Genomic DNA, 16667 nt, shown 5'->3' with positions numbered 1-16667 from the left:
TTACCTTAGCTATTAATTTCCATATTAATCTAAGAATATATAAATCGCTTGAAAATTAATTTCTTATGATTTATACTCATCTTAATGCCTAGAGTTATATCTAGGTCAAGCTTTTTTTAATAAATTTTAAAGGAGATCTTAAAATTGACTTATACTATAAAAGATATATCAAAAATGTTTGGCGTTTCTATATACACAATTCGTTTCTATGACAAAGAGGGACTTCTACCATTTGTCTTGAGAAATAAATCAGGAAATAGAGTTTTTACTGAATCAGACGTAAGTCTGTTTAGAACAATTTGTTGTCTAAAGAATACTGGCATGCAACTTAAAGATATTAAAAAGTATATTGATTTCTGCATGGAAGGTGCTAGCACCATAGATTTACGAAAAAAATTACTTTTGGAGCATCAAGAAGTAATTTTAAACCAAATAAATGGTCTCAATGAAAATTTAGATCTTATTCGTTCAAAAATAGAAAAATATGCATCTCCTGACGCAGTCCAAATTATTAACGAAGAAAGAAAAAAAGTTCATGATGAAAAATATGAAAATAACTTGCTATAATCAGCCAGTTTCCTCCATTTATACCTGCATATTTTCTGCAAATATTTGTATATGCACCTAAATATTTTTACAATATTGTAAAGTTTAAAAACAAGTGGTTAAACTTATATGATTTATACTTAGTGTTCAGAGGACTATATTGTATAATGTATATTAATTAAGAAATAAAATACATTTAGAGAAATATTGAAGCAAAAGGAGTTGCTTTCGAAATGATGAAAGAGCTAAATATACATTCAGTTCCTTCAGCGTCTGGTAACGTCGGTGGGACACATGAAGAAGAAATATCACGGCTGGCACACCTAATCTATACGCAAACTCCACATGACGGTACCTTTAGTCACCGTATCCCTGGTTTGCATATCAATCGTTATTCAAGAATCGAAACGAATACTATAAAAACCTTATGCTTACCTTCCTTATTAATCGTTGCACAAGGGGCAAAGGCTGTTACTTTAGGGAACAAAATCTACGATGTCGGTAGATCACATATGCTCACTTTACCCGTTGCCTTACCTGTTGCTCTCCGAACCACACAGGCCAGTCCTTCTGAGCCGTTCCTCAGTGTTGGCTTGGAACTCGACCCTCAAAGGATCTCCGAGTTAGTAATGAAAGTGTATCCACAAGGTCTGCCGACCATTCGTAAGTGGAGCGCGGGTTACGTCACGAGCACCGACTTTGGCATTGTCAATGCAATCCGACGGCTGGTGGAGTGTCTACAAAGCTCCGATGACACTAAATTACTTGCCCCTCTCGTGTTGGATGAGATTTTGATACGAGTTCTTCGCAGTTCCATCGGTGTTCATGTTGCTGAAATGGGTTTTGCAGATTCTGATGTGCAGCGAATTATAAAAGCTGTTGCCTGGCTCCGAAACAACTTTTCTCAGCAGATTAAGGTTGTAGACTTAGCCAAGCTGGTACATATGAGCGAGTCCTCCTTTCATGAACATTTTAAATCAGTTACTTCGATGAGCCCGCTACAATATCAAAAAGCACTGCGTCTTCATGAAGCTAGACGTCTGATGCTCTCCAATTCAATGGATGCTACCACTGCCTGTCAGCTGGTTGGTTATGTGAGCGATTCCCAATTCAGCAGAGATTACAGTCGCTTTTTCGGAAGGCCACCAAGGAGAGATGTCACCAGTTTGCGTCAAAAAGCATAAAGGCTAGACCGACCAAGCCGCATAGTATGGTACCAAAAGCTTTCACCTTACATCCCCAGTTAAAGTTCAGTAGATTTTTCGGAGGATTAGGCAAAAATTAACGTGGAACAGGCAAATCTTTTGATGAACTGCAAGATAAAATAAGTTCATAGAATAACTACTTAATTGTTTAAGAGAAATTTATTATGCGTGTTTTTGTTACATGTCCCATAGGATTTATCGGCTCAGCAGTCGTTCATGAGCTAATCAGTGCGAAAACCTGGATTTTTACACTTATATGGTAAAAGCTTATTAAATGTAAATAAAATTAATAGTGATGTATATGACTATGAATAAAACAATTTTTTACTTTTCTGCAACAGGGAACAGCCTGCAAACCGCCCTTGATATCGCCAATGCTTTGGGTGACACCGATGTGGTGTCACTCTCCAAAGCCGGAATGAATTATAATTGCAACAGCGAAGTAATCGGTTTTGTTTTTCCTGTTTATGCATGGGGGCTACCCAATATGGTATATGATTTCATAAAAAGCAGTAACTTCAATAAAAATGCCTATTTCTTTTCAGTGGTTACCTGTGGGGGAGCTATAGGTACATGTCTAACAGATGTGGACAATATGCTGAAAGAAAAAGGTTCATATTTACATTACGGTTCTAAACTTCCTATCTTGTCAAACTATATATTTATGGTCGATATAAAGACCGATAAAGTAGATAAACTGCTCGCAAAAGCCGATGATAGACTTGCTGTCATCATTCAAAATATCAAAAACAGAAAAGAACACAAAATAAAGGGCAGTTTGGGTATTCTTAGAAAGATGCATAACAAAGCCTCTGCCAATTTTAAGTCTACAGATAAAGATTATAGCGTTTCAAAGAGTTGCACAAGATGCGGAATTTGTGTTTCAGTTTGTCCAGCAAAAAATATTGAGATTATAGATGAAAAAGTAACTTTCAAGCATAACTGTGAAAAATGTCTTGCTTGTATTCATTGGTGCCCACAAAAGGCTATCAATTACAAAGACAAAACTCAAAACAAGCAAAGGTACCATAATCCTAAAGTAAAATTTTCTCAATTAACATAGCTATTTTATATGAATGTGTGACTTTATTTTTGAATTTATCACCTATAAAAATCAATAAACACCCCACATTTTTCAAGTTTAAAGTCACACATTCTAATAATATTCTATCAAGAATTTGATTCAATCTAGATGTTGCTTCTCTCCATTAAACTAGCAACATAATTTTATAAATGCAGAATTTGAATCACAACATCAATTTTTATTCAACATTCCTACATAGCCATTTTTAAAATAAGATCTAAACAAATAAGACATTTTTTCTGAATCAGGAGTGCATTTCGACTTTAACCACCAATCAATAGTGCCTATTAAAGCATTAGCGGTAAATAAGAATGCCATTTCTTGTATCTCTGGTGAGCAGTCTTCTTTGTTTACTATGAAAGAGCTTCTTAATTTTTCACGTTCTCTCAGCAATGAGATGATTTGGCTGCGCAGTCTAGACATAAACCAGATGTTACATGAATCATCCAGCATTGCCAGATATAATCGACTGTTTTCAGCAAAGTGTTCAAATAGTTTCACCCAAGGATCAGATCTTTGTTCTTCATTAAGATTCTTAAGGCTTTCTTTAGGCGGACCTAAATCTTTTTTCATTTTTTCCATTGCTTCTTCAAAGATTTTTAGTACAACGTCGTATTTATCTTGATAATATCTATAAAAGGTAGAACGATTAATCATGGCTCTATTAGCTATATCACCAACTGTAATGTTATCAAAATGTTTTTCAAAAATTAGATTAATAAGTGCATTCCTTATCTGCTGGTGTGTCCTTTTTGTTCGAATATCATGTGTATTTTGCAACATTTTCACTCCTTTGTTGTATATAAAACAAACTATAAGTAATGTTGGTTGAATATAAGTCTGTATCTGATATATTTTAATTATAGCAACAACGTGTTGCATAAACAATAAATACTGTAAAGGAGAATGGCAATGAATAATTTGATTTTTGAAGATGATCAATTCGCATCTAAGGTATTAGGACTTCTTGGAGACACTGCTTTCAAAGCTGCAGATATAGGAGAAGTGGTTTCAACAGCACAAAAAATTAAAGATGGAAATTATCAAAGCTGGTGTGAAGAATGGACTAAAACAGCCAAACGTTTGCAAAAAGTTGCAGAGGATAGTTTTGCAGATGGCCACTTAATAAGTGCAAGAAAAGCTTATCTTAGAGCTTCTAATTATTATAGAATTGCAGAATTCTACCTTCATGAAAATCCAGAGAATCCAAAGATAGATGAATTATACAATGCAAGCATAGATTGCTTTTCACATGTGATGAAACTTAATAAGCCTGTTATTGAAGAAGTGAAAATCCCCTATGAAAATACAACACTTCCAGGACATTTTTATAAATTAGAGAATTCAGAGGAACCAAAACCAGTTTTAATTGCTATGACTGGCTTTGATGGAACAAAGGAAGCATTTTACGGAATGGCAATGGATGCACTTGAACACGGTATGCATTGTATTACTTTCGAGGGACCAGGACAAGGAGAAGCAGTACATAAACAAAAATTATTTTTCAGACATGACTACGAGAAGGTTATAACCCCAGTGATAGACTATCTGCTTACAAGAAAAGAGGTAGACCCAAAGAAGATTGTCTTATGGGGACAAAGTTTAGGTGGGTATCTTGCTCCTAGAGCTGCAGCTTTTGAACATCGACTTGCAGGCTGCATTGCAAATGGAGGAGTATATGACTTTTTAGGTGGATTTACAAGTATCTTTAATATGCCAAGAGAAGAATTTTTAAATTTCGCACTTTCTGATTCAGAAAAATTTAATAAAGCTGTGAAGGAAAAAATGGAACTAAGCTCAAAAGCAAAATGGAGTTTTTCACATGGAATGTATGTATTTGGCGAAAATACCCCTGCTGAATTAATTGTAAAAGTAGGCGATTTTTATATGAAAGGATTGGCAGAAAAAATACAATGTCCTACCTTAATCGTTGATTCAGAAAATGACAAACTGCTTAGAGATCAAGCAAGGCATCTATATGATGAGCTTACCTGCTATAAAGATTTTATTTTATTTACAGCCGAAGAAGGCGCTGAATTCCACTGCCAAGCTGGAGCTAAATTAATTGCAAATGAACGTATTTTCAGTTGGATTGAGAAGATTCTTAGAGATATATAGATAGCATAGGATTTAAATTTTTATATTAAAAGGAGAGATGAAAAATGTCAAAAGTAGTTATTTTTAAAGGTAGTCCAAGAAAGAATGGATATACAACAAAATTATTAGATCAAGTGGCAAAAGGAGCAAAATCAAAAGGCGCTGAGATTATTGAATTTGATTTAAATTATAATGGAATACGTGGATGTCAAGGATGTTTTTATTGCCGTACTCATGACGGATGTGCTATTAAGGATTACTTACAGCCAATGTATAAAGTTATTGCTGAAGCAGATGCTATTGTATTTGGTTCCCCAATATATATGTATCAAATTACAGGTCAAGCAAAAATTTGGTTAGACCGTACATTTCCAATGGTTGAAGAGCTTCCCCATAAGTTTATTCCTAGACATCCAGGTAAAAAATTAATAACTATATTTGCTCAAGCAAGCTTAGATCCTAAAAAAGGTCAGGAAGCCATTAAATATGTTAATAATATTTTTGACGTATTTGGTTGGAAATTGGAGGATTGCATTCACTATTGTGGAAATGATGATGAAATGTTTAATAATTTATCTTTAAGAGCATTTAAAGATGGTGAAAGTTTGGCTGAATAAGATTGAATGTGATATCGAATAAAAGTGGCAAAAAGTCAGTTCTTAATGATTATATAATCCAAATTAAGGGAACCTTTACGAGTTCCCTTTAAATATTGTATATTATCAATATTATTCTTTAACATAGCCAAAGTTTTTATGAACGCATAGTATTTGTCTTCCTATCTTTTATGGATTTTCAATTAATCATAACATATCACTTTAAAAATTTCTTAAACTGTTCTTTATCTTCTTCAGATAACTTATCAGATAAAAAATTATGATTCTTACTATACTTTTCTCTATATGCTTCCATCATCTTTTTATTAGCCCACTCTATTTCTTCCTTTAATTCCATAGCAGATACTAATCCTGCCCCGTTCCCTCTGATGATTATCTGTTCCAAGCTGTCTGATGTAGCAACTGTTATACTATAGTCTCCATGGTGCTGATGAACAAATTTTTCAATATATTGATCTGCAGTTTCTGCTTCTTTTGTATAAACTACATGAATGTTATTATAATCAGAAATTTCAACCCGATGCCCCTGAACACGGTAGGCATCAAAAACAACGATAATTTTATTATTTTTAATCCCTTGATAATTACATAAAACATCCAGTAACTTTGTCCTGGCTGCATCAATATTATCTGCTGCAATTTCCTTTAGCTCTTCCCAGGCAAATAGAATATTATAGCCATCTACCAATAGATAAGCTTCCTTTATTACATTATTTACAGTAGTATAATTATCAGTTTTATAATGGCTCTCTAGGGCAGTTCTTCTCTTTTTCCATATGGACTTTTTACCTTGATTGGCATAAAAGGTTTTATTTATGATTTCGTCAATCTCATCTAAGCCTATAGTTCGTTCCTGTGCTGGGGGTACCTTTTTTGTTAACTTCGAATTAGCGGTTTTTTCTTTCTGCAAATGGCTTTCTATATGCATGTAATTTTTAACCTCATCCCAATTCACTAAAAAGCCTGCACCATTAGCACAAAAAACTGAATCTGCAGGATTAGATATGTCTCTTTCAGGATCATATCCTATACTTTCTATAATTTCCTCTGAATTATGGCAAGGAGCATAACCCTTTAAACTGTAAAATAGTCTTCCCTGGCCTTTAGTGTAGCTGATTACTTCTCTTTGATAGTTTCTCATAGTAATTACCGGAGCACTACCTGTAACTATTGCCATTTCACCGTTTAACCCAGCTATTTCACAGGTTCCATTCATTTTTTCAATATCCGTCATGGCTCTTCCCACCATTTTTTCCGGCAGCTCCAGTTGAAATTCATAATACGGTTCTAATAATATGGAGTCTGCCTGCATAAGACCCTGCCTCACTGCACGATAAGTAGCTTCTCTAAAGTCCCCGCCTTCAGTATGCTTTTTATGAGCTCTTCCTGCTACTAAGGTTATCTTCATATCTGTTATGGGTGAGCCGGTTAAGATACCTTTATGCCCCTTTTCCTCCAGATGAGTCAGAATCAATCTCTGCCAGCTCTTTTCCAAATAATCTTCGCTGCAGTTTGTAGAAAACTGTAATCCACTGCCTAATTCTCCTGGCTCCATGAGTAGATGCACTTCTGAGTAATGCCTTAGAGGCTCAAAATGCCCAACACCTTCTACGGTATTTAGAATTGTTTCTTTATAAAGTATAGATCCTGAATCGAAGGCTGCATCAATATTAAAGCGCTCTTTTATAATGCTTTGTAAAATTTCAATTTGTACTTCTCCCATTATTTGAACCTGAATTTCTTGCAGATTCTCCTCCCAAACAATATGAAGCTCTGGTTCTTCTTCCTCTATTTCACGGAGCTTTGGAAGCATAGTTCTTGGATCACACCCTTCTGGCAATATTACCTGATAGGATAATACAGGCTCAAGGAGAGGTTTAGAAGAAGCACTTTCTATCCCAAGCCCTTCACCCGGACGAGTTTTAGTAAGACCTGTAACCACACATATTGATCCAGCCTCTGCTTCACTTACAGGTTCAAATTTCTGACCTGAATAGATTCTAATTTGATTTACTTTCTCTTCCCAAATATTATAGAAACTATCTTTTAGGTCAGTATTCTTATTAGTTAAAGCTATTTTAACCTTTAAGCTTCCTCCTGTTATTTTCATAAAGGTTAGACGGTTTCCTTGATCATCTCTACTAATCTTGAATACTTTTGCACCAAACTCTTTTGGATATAAAGGTTTCTCTGTATATTTTACTATTCCACCAATGAATTCGAGAACACCTTCTAATTTAAGGGCAGACCCAAAAAAACACGGAAAAACCTTACGGCTTTTTATTAGCTTTGAAATCTCAATATTTTTAATTTCACCTGTATCTATAAAATTCTCCATGGCCTTTTCATCACACATTGCTATTTGGTCATAAAAGGTATCCATATCCTTTTCCTGAAACTCTATACACCCATCATTTAGTCGTCTTTTTAGCTCTTTCATAAGCTTTTCCTTATCAGCACCTACTTGATCCATTTTATTAATAAATATAAACACTGGTATTTTATATATAGACAAAAGGCGCCATAAGGTTTGCGTATGTCCCTGTATTCCATCGGCACCACTGATTACTAAAATTGCATAATCTAATACTTGAAGGGTTCTCTCCATCTCAGCTGAAAAGTCTACATGCCCTGGAGTATCAAGCAAAGTAATTTCTGTTTCCTCAAACTTAAAAACAGCTTGCTTTGAAAATATTGTTATCCCTCTTTCTTTCTCCAGCTTATAGGTATCTAAGTATGCATCTTTATTGTCTACTCTTCCCAGTTTTCGAATCTTCCCGCTTAAATAGAGCATACTTTCTGATAAGGTTGTCTTTCCTGCATCTACATGTGCTAATATTCCTGTCACTATTTTTTTCATAATCTATTTCAATCCCTTTACTTCAGTTCTTTCAATATAACATATTTTTAAATGCTCACTGCTAAACTTACTGCATTTTATTACTTATTATACGGTATTTTTGAGTATAATAATAGACCTAAGAGAGTTATGTCATTAAACTCATTGGGCAATTTTTATATATAACACTATTACTTTTACTTAATGCAGTACAGATGGCCTTTTTCTATATTGATATGTTATTATAAATAAGAGCGATATTTGGAGTTTCAATACATTTGTTTAAATCTCACACGAGGGTATCGCCTAACAATTCTAAAAACTTTAGATAAGGAGTTATTAGTAAAACAATGATTATAACAGGTGAGAATTTTATTTTCCCGACGTCAGCTAATGCCGAGAATGTGCTAGAAACAGAAATAACCCGGCTGGCACATCTTTTACACACTTATACTTCACATGACGGTGTTGTAAGTCTGCCAATACCTGGTCTACATATCGCCCGCTATTCAGATATAGCCTTGGACTGCATAAAAACTTTCTATCTGCCCTCTTGGGGCATTGTTGCACAAGGGGCTAAGTCCATCACAGTGGGTCAGGAAACATACCAATTGGGTAAGTCTCAAATGATGATGCATCCTGTATCCCTGCCGGTTACCCTAAATGCCATAAAGGCAAGCAAGTCAAAGCCGCTCCTTGCTGTCAGGCTGGACCTCAACCCGCAGAGAATTGCAGAGTTGGTTTTGAAAGTATATCCTAACGGCCTTCCACCAGTGCATCAATGGAGTGCTGGTTATGTGATTGATACCGATGTGAGCATTGTCAACGCTGTTATAAGACTGCTGGAGTGTCTACAAAAGCCCGGCGACGCTGAATTGCTGGGTCCGCTCATTATGGATGAAATTCTAATTCGACTTCTTCGCAGTCCCATTGGTGTTCATGTTGCTGAAATGGGTTTTGCAGACTCCAGCGTACATCAGGTGGCAGAGGCAATTGCCTGGCTCCAGGAGAATTTTTCTCAGCAAATAAAAGTTGCAGACCTTGCTGAACTCACTCATATGAGCGTGTCCTCTTTTCACGAACATTTTAAAGCAGTCACCTCGATGACTCCTATGCAATATCAGAAAACTCTGCGGCTTCAGGAAGCAAGGCATCTAATGTTATCCAGCCAAATGGATGCCACTACTGCCTGCAGAATGGTTGGATATGTGAGTGATTCTCAGTTTAGCCGTGATTACAGCAGCTTTTTCGGAGCTTCACCCAGAAAAGATATTGCTAGATTGCGTAATCATTCACAAATACAAAAATAACCAAAACTATATGCGATCAAAACTCAAAAAATTATCTGGAGAATTAGGCAAAAAGAAAAGAAAAAAAGGCAAATATACTGGTATGAAACGGACTATAATAAATTTAGGCTTTGAACCAGTGCTTATCACTTATATACCCAGATGGTTCAAGTAGAGTTCTGCTGCTCGGCAGTTCAGAAAGATTTTACTTTATAAAATGAATTCAAGGAGGAAAGAAACATGAAAATTATAGCTTTTGTAGGTAGTCCGAGGAAAGATGGAAACACTTCAAAAATTATCAATTCACTTTGCGTGGGTTTGGAAGAAAACAATCACGAAGTTGAAATTTATAATTTGTCAGATTTAGATATTAAGGGATGTAGGGCCTGCGGTGCATGTCAGTCAAATAAAGTTGATTATTGCTCAATTAATGACAAAATGACAACTCTTTTACCCAAAATAGCCGATGCTGACTGCATTGTCTTAGGAACACCAGTTTATATGCTGCAAGTTACTGGGATTACCAAAAATTTCTTAGACAGACTATTTCCGTTTTTTGTACAATCTGATCACTCTGTGAAACACTTACCGGGAAAAAAGTACATAACAGTTACTTGCAGTGGTGCTCCCGCAGAGGCATTCAAAAATGTTACAGAATATCTGAACACATTATTCAGCGATCATTTTAAAATGGAAAATTGCGGAAACATTATTGCTGGCGGTTTGTTAACCACAGATGATATTATAAGTCACGCAGAGATTTTAAAGCAAGCTGAAGATATGGGACAAAAACTAAGTTAATTTCATCAAATGACATTAACTCTTAATAAGAAATTAATCTGCAAATGCGATGTAACTAATATCTAATCATTGCAAGTTCTCAGGGAAGTTACTATATGATATATAGCAATTTCCCTTTTCTTTATTCAACGCTCTAGTTTATACTAATAATATCCATACTGCCATTGAAACTATATACTATAATTCTAGGTGGATTTTTTCTAAATTTATAAAAAATACGGATGTGCTATTACTTGAATAGAAATTTACTTTAATCTTCATGACCATCTCCCTGTTCCCAAAGACTTTCTGTTATCGGCTCTCCTGGTTTAACATATAAAATATCCTTTCCTATTTTTCTATTTACTAAATCACATAGAATACTTCCTTCCCCCTTAACTTCCTTTACCTTCCAGTGAAAAAAATCTGCAATTTCATTCAGTTTATTTCTGTACAAATTTACTTCTGTCATTGCATTTGTAGTAATAAGTATTCCTGTATCATAGGCTCCATATAGAGATTTAATAATATATCCCGCTTTCTTTTTCCCATATCTTTCCTTATACTCCATATACTCTTGCAGTGGACTTTTTCCATATTCTAACCATCCTATACTAAAATAGTACGCACCTTTATTGTCCTCTAAAATCTTTTTATGTCTTACATTAGATCCTAAAAGTGTTCCAATACAATCATGAGTGCCTGGAAAAATTAAGGGAGTAAGCGGTGAAACAATTCCCACAAGAGCATTAGAGCATCTACCGTAAGTTAATATAATATAATCGTAATCTTGACTCTCATTAATAATTTTCTGAACTTTATTTTTTAGTTTTTTAGGATCTGCATGATAAGTAAAGTCTAAGAAAATTGATTCTATTTTTTCTTTCTTGGGCAGCAATTCCACTTCTTTTCTTGTAGACTCACATCCAATTAACTTTATTTTCATAATATTTCTCCTTTTCTATAAAGTTGAGTGCTTAAATGCCTTCTTTTATTATATGGTTTATTTTGTATGCGTAAGTTCTGTTATATAAGTTCAGTTTTCATTTTATTTACTTAAAGATGCATAAAAGACTAAACGACTAAAGTCCTTAAAATATATGACCGCCTTTAGTCGTTTAGATTAATCTTTATTATTTTCACTTTTTAAAAACTAAATCTTAAATCTGTATATTAATACTCTTAATTCTTCTGCAATCGTAGCTAAGCCTTCCCCTGACTTAGAAATATTCTCAATTGTAGAAGCTTGTTCTTCCATAGACGCAGATACCTGTTCTGTTCCAGCAGCATTCTCTTCTGATATTGCAGATAGATTTTGCGTTAGTTCAATAATTTTGTTTTTATTGTCTGCCATCAAGTTTGCAGAATTATTAAGGTTATTAATTATGATTTTTATAGAATCTATGGCCTCTGCTATTCCTTCAAATTTTCCTTCAGTTGCTTCAACGCTACCAGTTTGTTCTTCAGCAATCAGCTTGTTTTGTTCCATAAAACTAACTGCTCTTTGCGATTTTGTCTTTAGGTCATTTATTACAGTTTTGATATCATTTGTGAAGTTATTAGACTGCTCTGCAAGCTTTCTTATTTCATCGGCAACAACTGCAAAACCTTTTCCTGATTCTCCTGCTCTTGCAGCTTCTATTGCAGCATTTAAAGCTAAAAGATTAGTCTGATCTGCAATGCTTTGAATCATGGTGCTAGCGCTTTCAATTTTTTCTGAACTTTCATTATTGCTTATAATGATCTGGTAAACATCGCTAGCAGCATCATTATTTTTTTGAGTTTTACTAATAAGCTCTTTCAAAATCAAAAAACCTTCTTCTTTTTGCTTTTCAATTTGAACTGCTGCAATATTGAGTTCTTTCATATAATTTAAATCTTGTTCTAATAAATTACCCAACTCTTCTACACTGCTAGCTGCCGTTTGAGTATCCTTAGCTTGATCAACAGCTCCTTTTGCGATTTCATCAATAGTTTTGACAACTTCATTTGATACCGTAGCTGCTTGTTCCGAAGTAGCAGTCAATTCTTCCGATGAAGCAGCAACTTGTTCTGCTACATTTGAAGTTTTCTGAATAAATTCTGATACGTTCTCTCTCATGCTTCTAAAAGCCCTTACCATATCCCCTGCTTCATCTTTTCTGTTTAAGTATTTTAGTGCATTGGATTTTTCATCTATCGAAAAATCTAAATTAGCAAAATCTTGTACTCTTTTTGTCACTGCTAAGATAGGTTTTGTTATACTACCTGAAATGAAATTAAACAAAATTGATGTTAATAATAGTATAGTTGCTGCAGAAATCATTAACATATTTATTATTTTTCTTGCACCATACATTAGCTCTTTTTCTGTAATAAATGATGCTAATATCCAATTAGTTCCCTCGACTTTATATGGACTGACAATATATTTTTCACCATCAATAGTAACATCAAATGATTTTAGATCTTTAGCTAGGAGCTTATCCAATCCCTTAATACCAATCTCTCCAATTTTTTTAAAATTGTTTTTAGGATTTTTACCATCTGCCATTATTAAACCTTTATCATGTACAATTATTGAATATCCTGTTTTACCAATCTTCATTTTATTTAGCATATCACTAATATCAGATTGTTGTATATCGATTCCTATTGCGCCTATAATTTTTCCATTTTTATCAGTAAGTGTACGAGCATTACTAGTAAGTAGTTGGGACTTATAAGTGTATGGTTCTGTTCTAATAACACTTCCCTTTTTACTCATGGCATCAATAAACCAAGGTCTTTTTGAAGGATCAAATCCTGCTGGTATACTTTCTTCTGGCCATTGTATATATCCTCCATTTTCTGTCCCTATATATACATAACTTGTACCTTTGTGACTATTTGCATATTGCTCGAATACTTTATAGATTTCTTGTTCAATTCCTCCGTTAGTTGACGGAGTCATTGGAGTATCTTTAGTTGTATTTTTATAAGTTATAATGTTGTTATCGAGCATCATTACTGAAGGATTTGTTGCTAACATGCCAATATTTTTGTCAATCTGATCATAAAAAATGTTAATTGCCTGCGAAACAATCTTCATTTGTTCTTTGGAATTAGCAAAATAATCATCATAAGCCCTTTTATTTACTTGATACATTACAATACTACTAATACTTAGTAGAGTTATCAAAAGAACTATAACCGAAGATATCAAAATTTTCCCTTTTATTCCGAAAATTCTTTTATCCATGATATCATCTCCATTTTTCGGCTAAATTTTTATTCCGTTTATTACCACTATTAATTATCACAGAACACTTGTTAATAATTACGTTGGCATGTCAATATCAATAAGTAGGTCATTAGAGCATCTGCCGAGTAAAAAATTAAAAGTATGTTAAAATTTTTCTATTTTATCTAAATTTCAACATACTTTTAATATTGCTATTTCAAAATATCTAACCTTTTTTATTTATTTCCTATTTTATCTATTTATTTAATTTATTACCATAAAAAATTCCTACTATAATTATAATCTTTTACAGATTTTATACAGTAAATTACATAGCGATTTTTCAATATCTCTTAAATTTATTCTCCATTATTTAACACTTTATTATTGACTTCATTTTCATCCTCCCTTAATGCTTTAAAAATGCTATAACACATTACCAGCATTATTAACATAAAGGGGAATGCCGCTGCAATTGAAGCTGTCTGAAGAGCCTTAAGCGCAGCTGTTCCACCCACTAGAATAAGAACTATGGTCATAGCTCCTTGTGCAATTCCCCAGAAGCCTCTGAGTTTTTGGTCAGGATTCATATTCCCGCCTGAAGTAAGCATTGCAAGCACGAAGGTAGCTGAATTGGCTGCACCTATAAATGATGCAACTATAAGAATAATTGCAAGTGGACCTGTTAATGTGTAAAATGGCATCTGCTTCAAGGTTGCAAATAAAGCTGTAGTGTAATCTGCATTCACAGCAGCTTGTATAGCTCCATGCGAAATTTTATCCATCTGGAATGCTGCTCCGCCATATATAGCAAGCCATACGAAAGAAAACCCAGCTGGAAGCAGTGAAACTGCAAATACGAATTCTCTTATAGTACGTCCTTTAGATATACGGGCAACAAATTGTCCTACAAAAGGAGCCCAGGCTATCCACCATGCCCAGTAAAATATTGTCCATCCTCCAACCCAGCTTAAGTTACCCATCCAAAGGGTTTGTCCCACAAAATTCTGCAAATATCCGCCAAGCGTACCTATAAGATTATTTAGTATTCCAACCATGCCGCCAAAAAGGAATATAAATACCATAAAACCAACTGAGAGCCATAACTTTATATTTGCCGTCATCTGCATTGCTTTATGCAAGCCTGATACTGTAGCAAGAGTAAATATTACCGTCATTATAGCAATTATTATTGAAATTGTTCCCGGAGATGATTTTATGCCCCATATATATTGAAGCCCTGTTGCTATCTGACTTGACCCTAATCCCAAGCTTGTAGCAACTCCGAAAACTGTTGCAAATACTGAAAGTACATCTATAGCTTTGCCAATTGGACCGTAAACCTTTTCTCCAATAAGCGGATAAAAAGCTGAACTGATTAAGAAAGGCATTCCCTTTCGGAATTGAAAATACGCAAGAGCCAGCCCACCTATTGCAAATACTACCCATGCATGAATCCCCCAATGAAAGAAAACAATTCTCATGGCGAGAGCCATGGACTCAGGTGTTCCTCCTTGACCTATAGGAGGGGACAAGTAATGCATCATAGGTTCTGCAACTGACCAAAATACAAGTCCTATGCCCATACCTCCGCCAAATAACATAGCAAACCACTGTAAATTGGTAAACTCAGGTTTATCATCGTCTTTACCAAGTTTTATTCTTCCATAACGGCTACAAGCTATTCCAAGTGCAACAACGAGAAAAACAGCAACTGCTAAAAGATAAAGCCATCCAAAATCTGTTGTCAGAAAAGCAAACACACTATTAACGACTTTGCTCATCGCAGAAGGAAGAAACAAGCCCCACGCTACGAAAATCAATACAATCGCAGCCGATACATATAGTACTGTACGGTTATTAGTATCTTCTCCATTAGACATAATTTTATCTTCTCCTTTCAACTATGACTATTGTATTACTTGCATCTTTATATGCGAATCTTGCTTCGTTATGATTTCATTTATTAAAATTCAAATTTTTTCTTTCTATATGCTTTTAAATATTTCATACAAGACTTATCTCTTGCAGCTAATGTTTCAGCAACAATAATATTTGCCATCATTTTTTTATCTAATGGATTTATCATCAAACCATCAAGTCCTTTAGCTATTGCCATTACTGCAAATATACTATTCATATATTTTCTATCAGGTAAACCAAAGGAAATATTGGATAGCCCACACATGAAATGAACTTCTGGAAAAGTATTTCTTATCTCCTCAACTGCATCAATAAACTCAATTCCAAAAGTATCATTAGTTCCAATAGGCTGAACTAGTGGATCAAGAAAAATATTATCAGTTTTTACACCATTTTTTACTAAATCATTTACCAACTTATCTGCAATCTCTACTCTTTCATTTTTTGTTTGAGGCATTCCTTTATCACTCATACATAAAGCAACAACCTTTAAATCTGTGTTTCTTACAATAGACATAACTTGATCATATCTATCTTTCTCTAAAGATATTGAGTTTATCATGGGAGTTCCTTTTGTATGTGCAGCAAGACCTCTTTCTAGCGCCACTGAACTTGGACTATCTATGCAGCAGGGTATGTTTACAGCTTCTTGAACATTTTTCACGAGCCATTCAAGATATTCTGGTTCTTCCTCAACAAAGATACCTGCATTTACATCTATATAATTTGCACCTGCTTCTTCTTGTTCTTTAGCTATTTGTTTTATATATTCACTATTTTGCTCTCTTATCGCTTGCCCAATTAGCTTACGGCTTGCATTTATTAGCTCTCCAGTTATATACATATTTAATCAACTCCTATTAAATAATTGACTTAAAGCTGACTGATGAACTCATCTTTACAACAGTCAGCTCTATAATAAGTAAATAAGTACTAAATTTATAAGGCTTAAGAATTAAGCTAATGCCATAAATTTCTTAACCAATTCTACACATCCAGGGGCATCATCACTATATCCATCAGCACCAATCTTATCTGCATATTCTTGAGATACAGGTGCTCCACCTACTAATACTTTTGTATTT

Annotated in this window: 13 protein-coding genes and 1 pseudogene; 7 read left to right on the top strand and 7 right to left on the bottom strand. The window is 34.4% G+C overall.

Going from position 1 to position 16667, the window contains the following annotated elements; all coding sequences use genetic code 11:
• Window positions 1–144 precede the first annotated feature (144 nt).
• From I6U48_RS23185 to I6U48_RS23175, 3 genes are all read left to right on the top strand, one after another.
• Window positions 145–567, top strand: a complete 423-nt coding sequence (locus I6U48_RS23185; protein ID WP_218322862.1) for a MerR family transcriptional regulator — start codon at window positions 145–147, stop codon at window positions 565–567.
• 212 nt (window positions 568–779) lie between these two features.
• Window positions 780–1730: an AraC family transcriptional regulator gene (locus I6U48_RS23180; RefSeq protein WP_312891121.1), complete on the top strand. Its 951-nt coding sequence runs from the start codon at window positions 780–782 to the stop codon at window positions 1728–1730.
• A gap of 328 nt (window positions 1731–2058) precedes the next feature.
• Window positions 2059–2814: an EFR1 family ferrodoxin gene (locus I6U48_RS23175; RefSeq protein WP_218322861.1), complete on the top strand. Its 756-nt coding sequence runs from the start codon at window positions 2059–2061 to the stop codon at window positions 2812–2814.
• Between the two features lie 192 nt (window positions 2815–3006).
• On the opposite strand, the gene I6U48_RS23170 is transcribed toward I6U48_RS23175, so the two are convergent.
• Entirely contained in the window at window positions 3007–3618 is a 612-nt protein-coding gene (locus I6U48_RS23170) for a TetR/AcrR family transcriptional regulator (protein ID WP_218322860.1), read from the bottom strand.
• A 129-nt stretch (window positions 3619–3747) separates the two neighbouring features.
• Here I6U48_RS23170 and I6U48_RS23165 point away from each other — a divergent pair, with 129 nt between their 5' ends.
• Both I6U48_RS23165 and I6U48_RS23160 read left to right on the top strand, forming a co-directional pair.
• Window positions 3748–4953, top strand: coding sequence for an alpha/beta hydrolase family protein (locus tag I6U48_RS23165; protein WP_218322859.1), 1206 nt, complete (start codon window positions 3748–3750; stop codon window positions 4951–4953).
• A gap of 44 nt (window positions 4954–4997) precedes the next feature.
• Window positions 4998–5549, top strand: coding sequence for a flavodoxin family protein (locus I6U48_RS23160; RefSeq protein ID WP_218322858.1), 552 nt, complete (start codon window positions 4998–5000; stop codon window positions 5547–5549).
• Window positions 5550–5745: 196 nt separating this feature from the next.
• Here I6U48_RS23160 and I6U48_RS23155 read toward each other — a convergent pair whose 3' ends face one another.
• Entirely contained in the window at window positions 5746–8409 is a 2664-nt protein-coding gene (locus I6U48_RS23155) for a translation factor GTPase family protein (RefSeq protein ID WP_218322857.1), read from the bottom strand.
• Between the two features lie 329 nt (window positions 8410–8738).
• Between I6U48_RS23155 and I6U48_RS23150 the strand changes: the two genes are divergently transcribed.
• Window positions 8739–9698, top strand: a complete 960-nt coding sequence (locus tag I6U48_RS23150) for an AraC family transcriptional regulator (protein ID WP_218322856.1) — start codon at window positions 8739–8741, stop codon at window positions 9696–9698.
• Between the two features lie 219 nt (window positions 9699–9917).
• The gene (locus I6U48_RS23145) at window positions 9918–10478 is read left to right on the top strand and encodes a flavodoxin family protein (protein ID WP_218322855.1); all 561 of its coding nucleotides are present in this window, start codon (window positions 9918–9920) and stop codon (window positions 10476–10478) included.
• Between the two features lie 250 nt (window positions 10479–10728).
• On the opposite strand, the gene I6U48_RS23140 is transcribed toward I6U48_RS23145, so the two are convergent.
• From I6U48_RS23140 to I6U48_RS29845, 5 genes and pseudogenes are all read right to left on the bottom strand, one after another.
• The gene (locus I6U48_RS23140) at window positions 10729–11403 is read right to left on the bottom strand and encodes a DUF1638 domain-containing protein (protein ID WP_218322854.1); all 675 of its coding nucleotides are present in this window, start codon (window positions 11401–11403) and stop codon (window positions 10729–10731) included.
• Between the two features lie 207 nt (window positions 11404–11610).
• Window positions 11611–13677 carry a methyl-accepting chemotaxis protein gene (locus I6U48_RS23135; protein ID WP_218322853.1) on the bottom strand — a complete coding sequence of 689 codons (2067 nt, stop codon included), beginning with the start codon at window positions 13675–13677 and terminating at the stop codon, window positions 11611–11613.
• 341 nt (window positions 13678–14018) lie between these two features.
• Window positions 14019–15542, bottom strand: a complete 1524-nt coding sequence (locus I6U48_RS23130) for a glycine betaine uptake BCCT transporter (RefSeq protein WP_218322852.1) — start codon at window positions 15540–15542, stop codon at window positions 14019–14021.
• An 83-nt stretch (window positions 15543–15625) separates the two neighbouring features.
• Complete coding sequence (locus I6U48_RS23125; RefSeq protein WP_218322851.1) at window positions 15626–16426, bottom strand: methyltetrahydrofolate cobalamin methyltransferase; 801 nt, start codon at window positions 16424–16426, stop codon at window positions 15626–15628.
• A 111-nt stretch (window positions 16427–16537) separates the two neighbouring features.
• A pseudogene (locus I6U48_RS29845) lies at window positions 16538–16667 on the bottom strand (cobalamin-binding protein); the annotation flags it as partial.

This window comes from Clostridium thailandense (genome assembly GCF_019207025.1).
Taxonomy (GTDB): Bacteria; Bacillota; Clostridia; order Clostridiales; family Clostridiaceae; genus Clostridium_AM; species Clostridium_AM thailandense.
The sequence above is the reverse complement of the archived record's forward strand: the minus strand, read 5'-3'. Positions and strand labels throughout refer to the sequence as shown.

Bases quoted from the DNA above. Each gene is read 5' to 3' on its own strand.
- I6U48_RS23125 (WP_218322851.1), bottom strand. From the start codon at position 16,426: ATGTATATAACTGGAGAGCTAATAAATGCAAGCCGTAAGCTAATTGGG.
- I6U48_RS23155 (WP_218322857.1), bottom strand. From the start codon at position 8,409: ATGAAAAAAATAGTGACAGGAATATTAGCACATGTAGATGCAGGAAAG.
- I6U48_RS23145 (WP_218322855.1), top strand. From the start codon at position 9,918: ATGAAAATTATAGCTTTTGTAGGTAGTCCGAGGAAAGATGGAAACACT.
- I6U48_RS23130 (WP_218322852.1), bottom strand. From the start codon at position 15,542: ATGTCTAATGGAGAAGATACTAATAACCGTACAGTACTATATGTATCG.
- I6U48_RS23165 (WP_218322859.1), top strand. From the start codon at position 3,748: ATGAATAATTTGATTTTTGAAGATGATCAATTCGCATCTAAGGTATTA.
- I6U48_RS23150 (WP_218322856.1), top strand. From the start codon at position 8,739: ATGATTATAACAGGTGAGAATTTTATTTTCCCGACGTCAGCTAATGCC.
- I6U48_RS23140 (WP_218322854.1), bottom strand. From the start codon at position 11,403: ATGAAAATAAAGTTAATTGGATGTGAGTCTACAAGAAAAGAAGTGGAA.
- I6U48_RS23135 (WP_218322853.1), bottom strand. From the start codon at position 13,677: ATGGATAAAAGAATTTTCGGAATAAAAGGGAAAATTTTGATATCTTCG.
- I6U48_RS23160 (WP_218322858.1), top strand. From the start codon at position 4,998: ATGTCAAAAGTAGTTATTTTTAAAGGTAGTCCAAGAAAGAATGGATAT.
- I6U48_RS23175 (WP_218322861.1), top strand. From the start codon at position 2,059: ATGAATAAAACAATTTTTTACTTTTCTGCAACAGGGAACAGCCTGCAA.
- I6U48_RS23180 (WP_312891121.1), top strand. From the start codon at position 780: ATGATGAAAGAGCTAAATATACATTCAGTTCCTTCAGCGTCTGGTAAC.
- I6U48_RS23170 (WP_218322860.1), bottom strand. From the start codon at position 3,618: ATGTTGCAAAATACACATGATATTCGAACAAAAAGGACACACCAGCAG.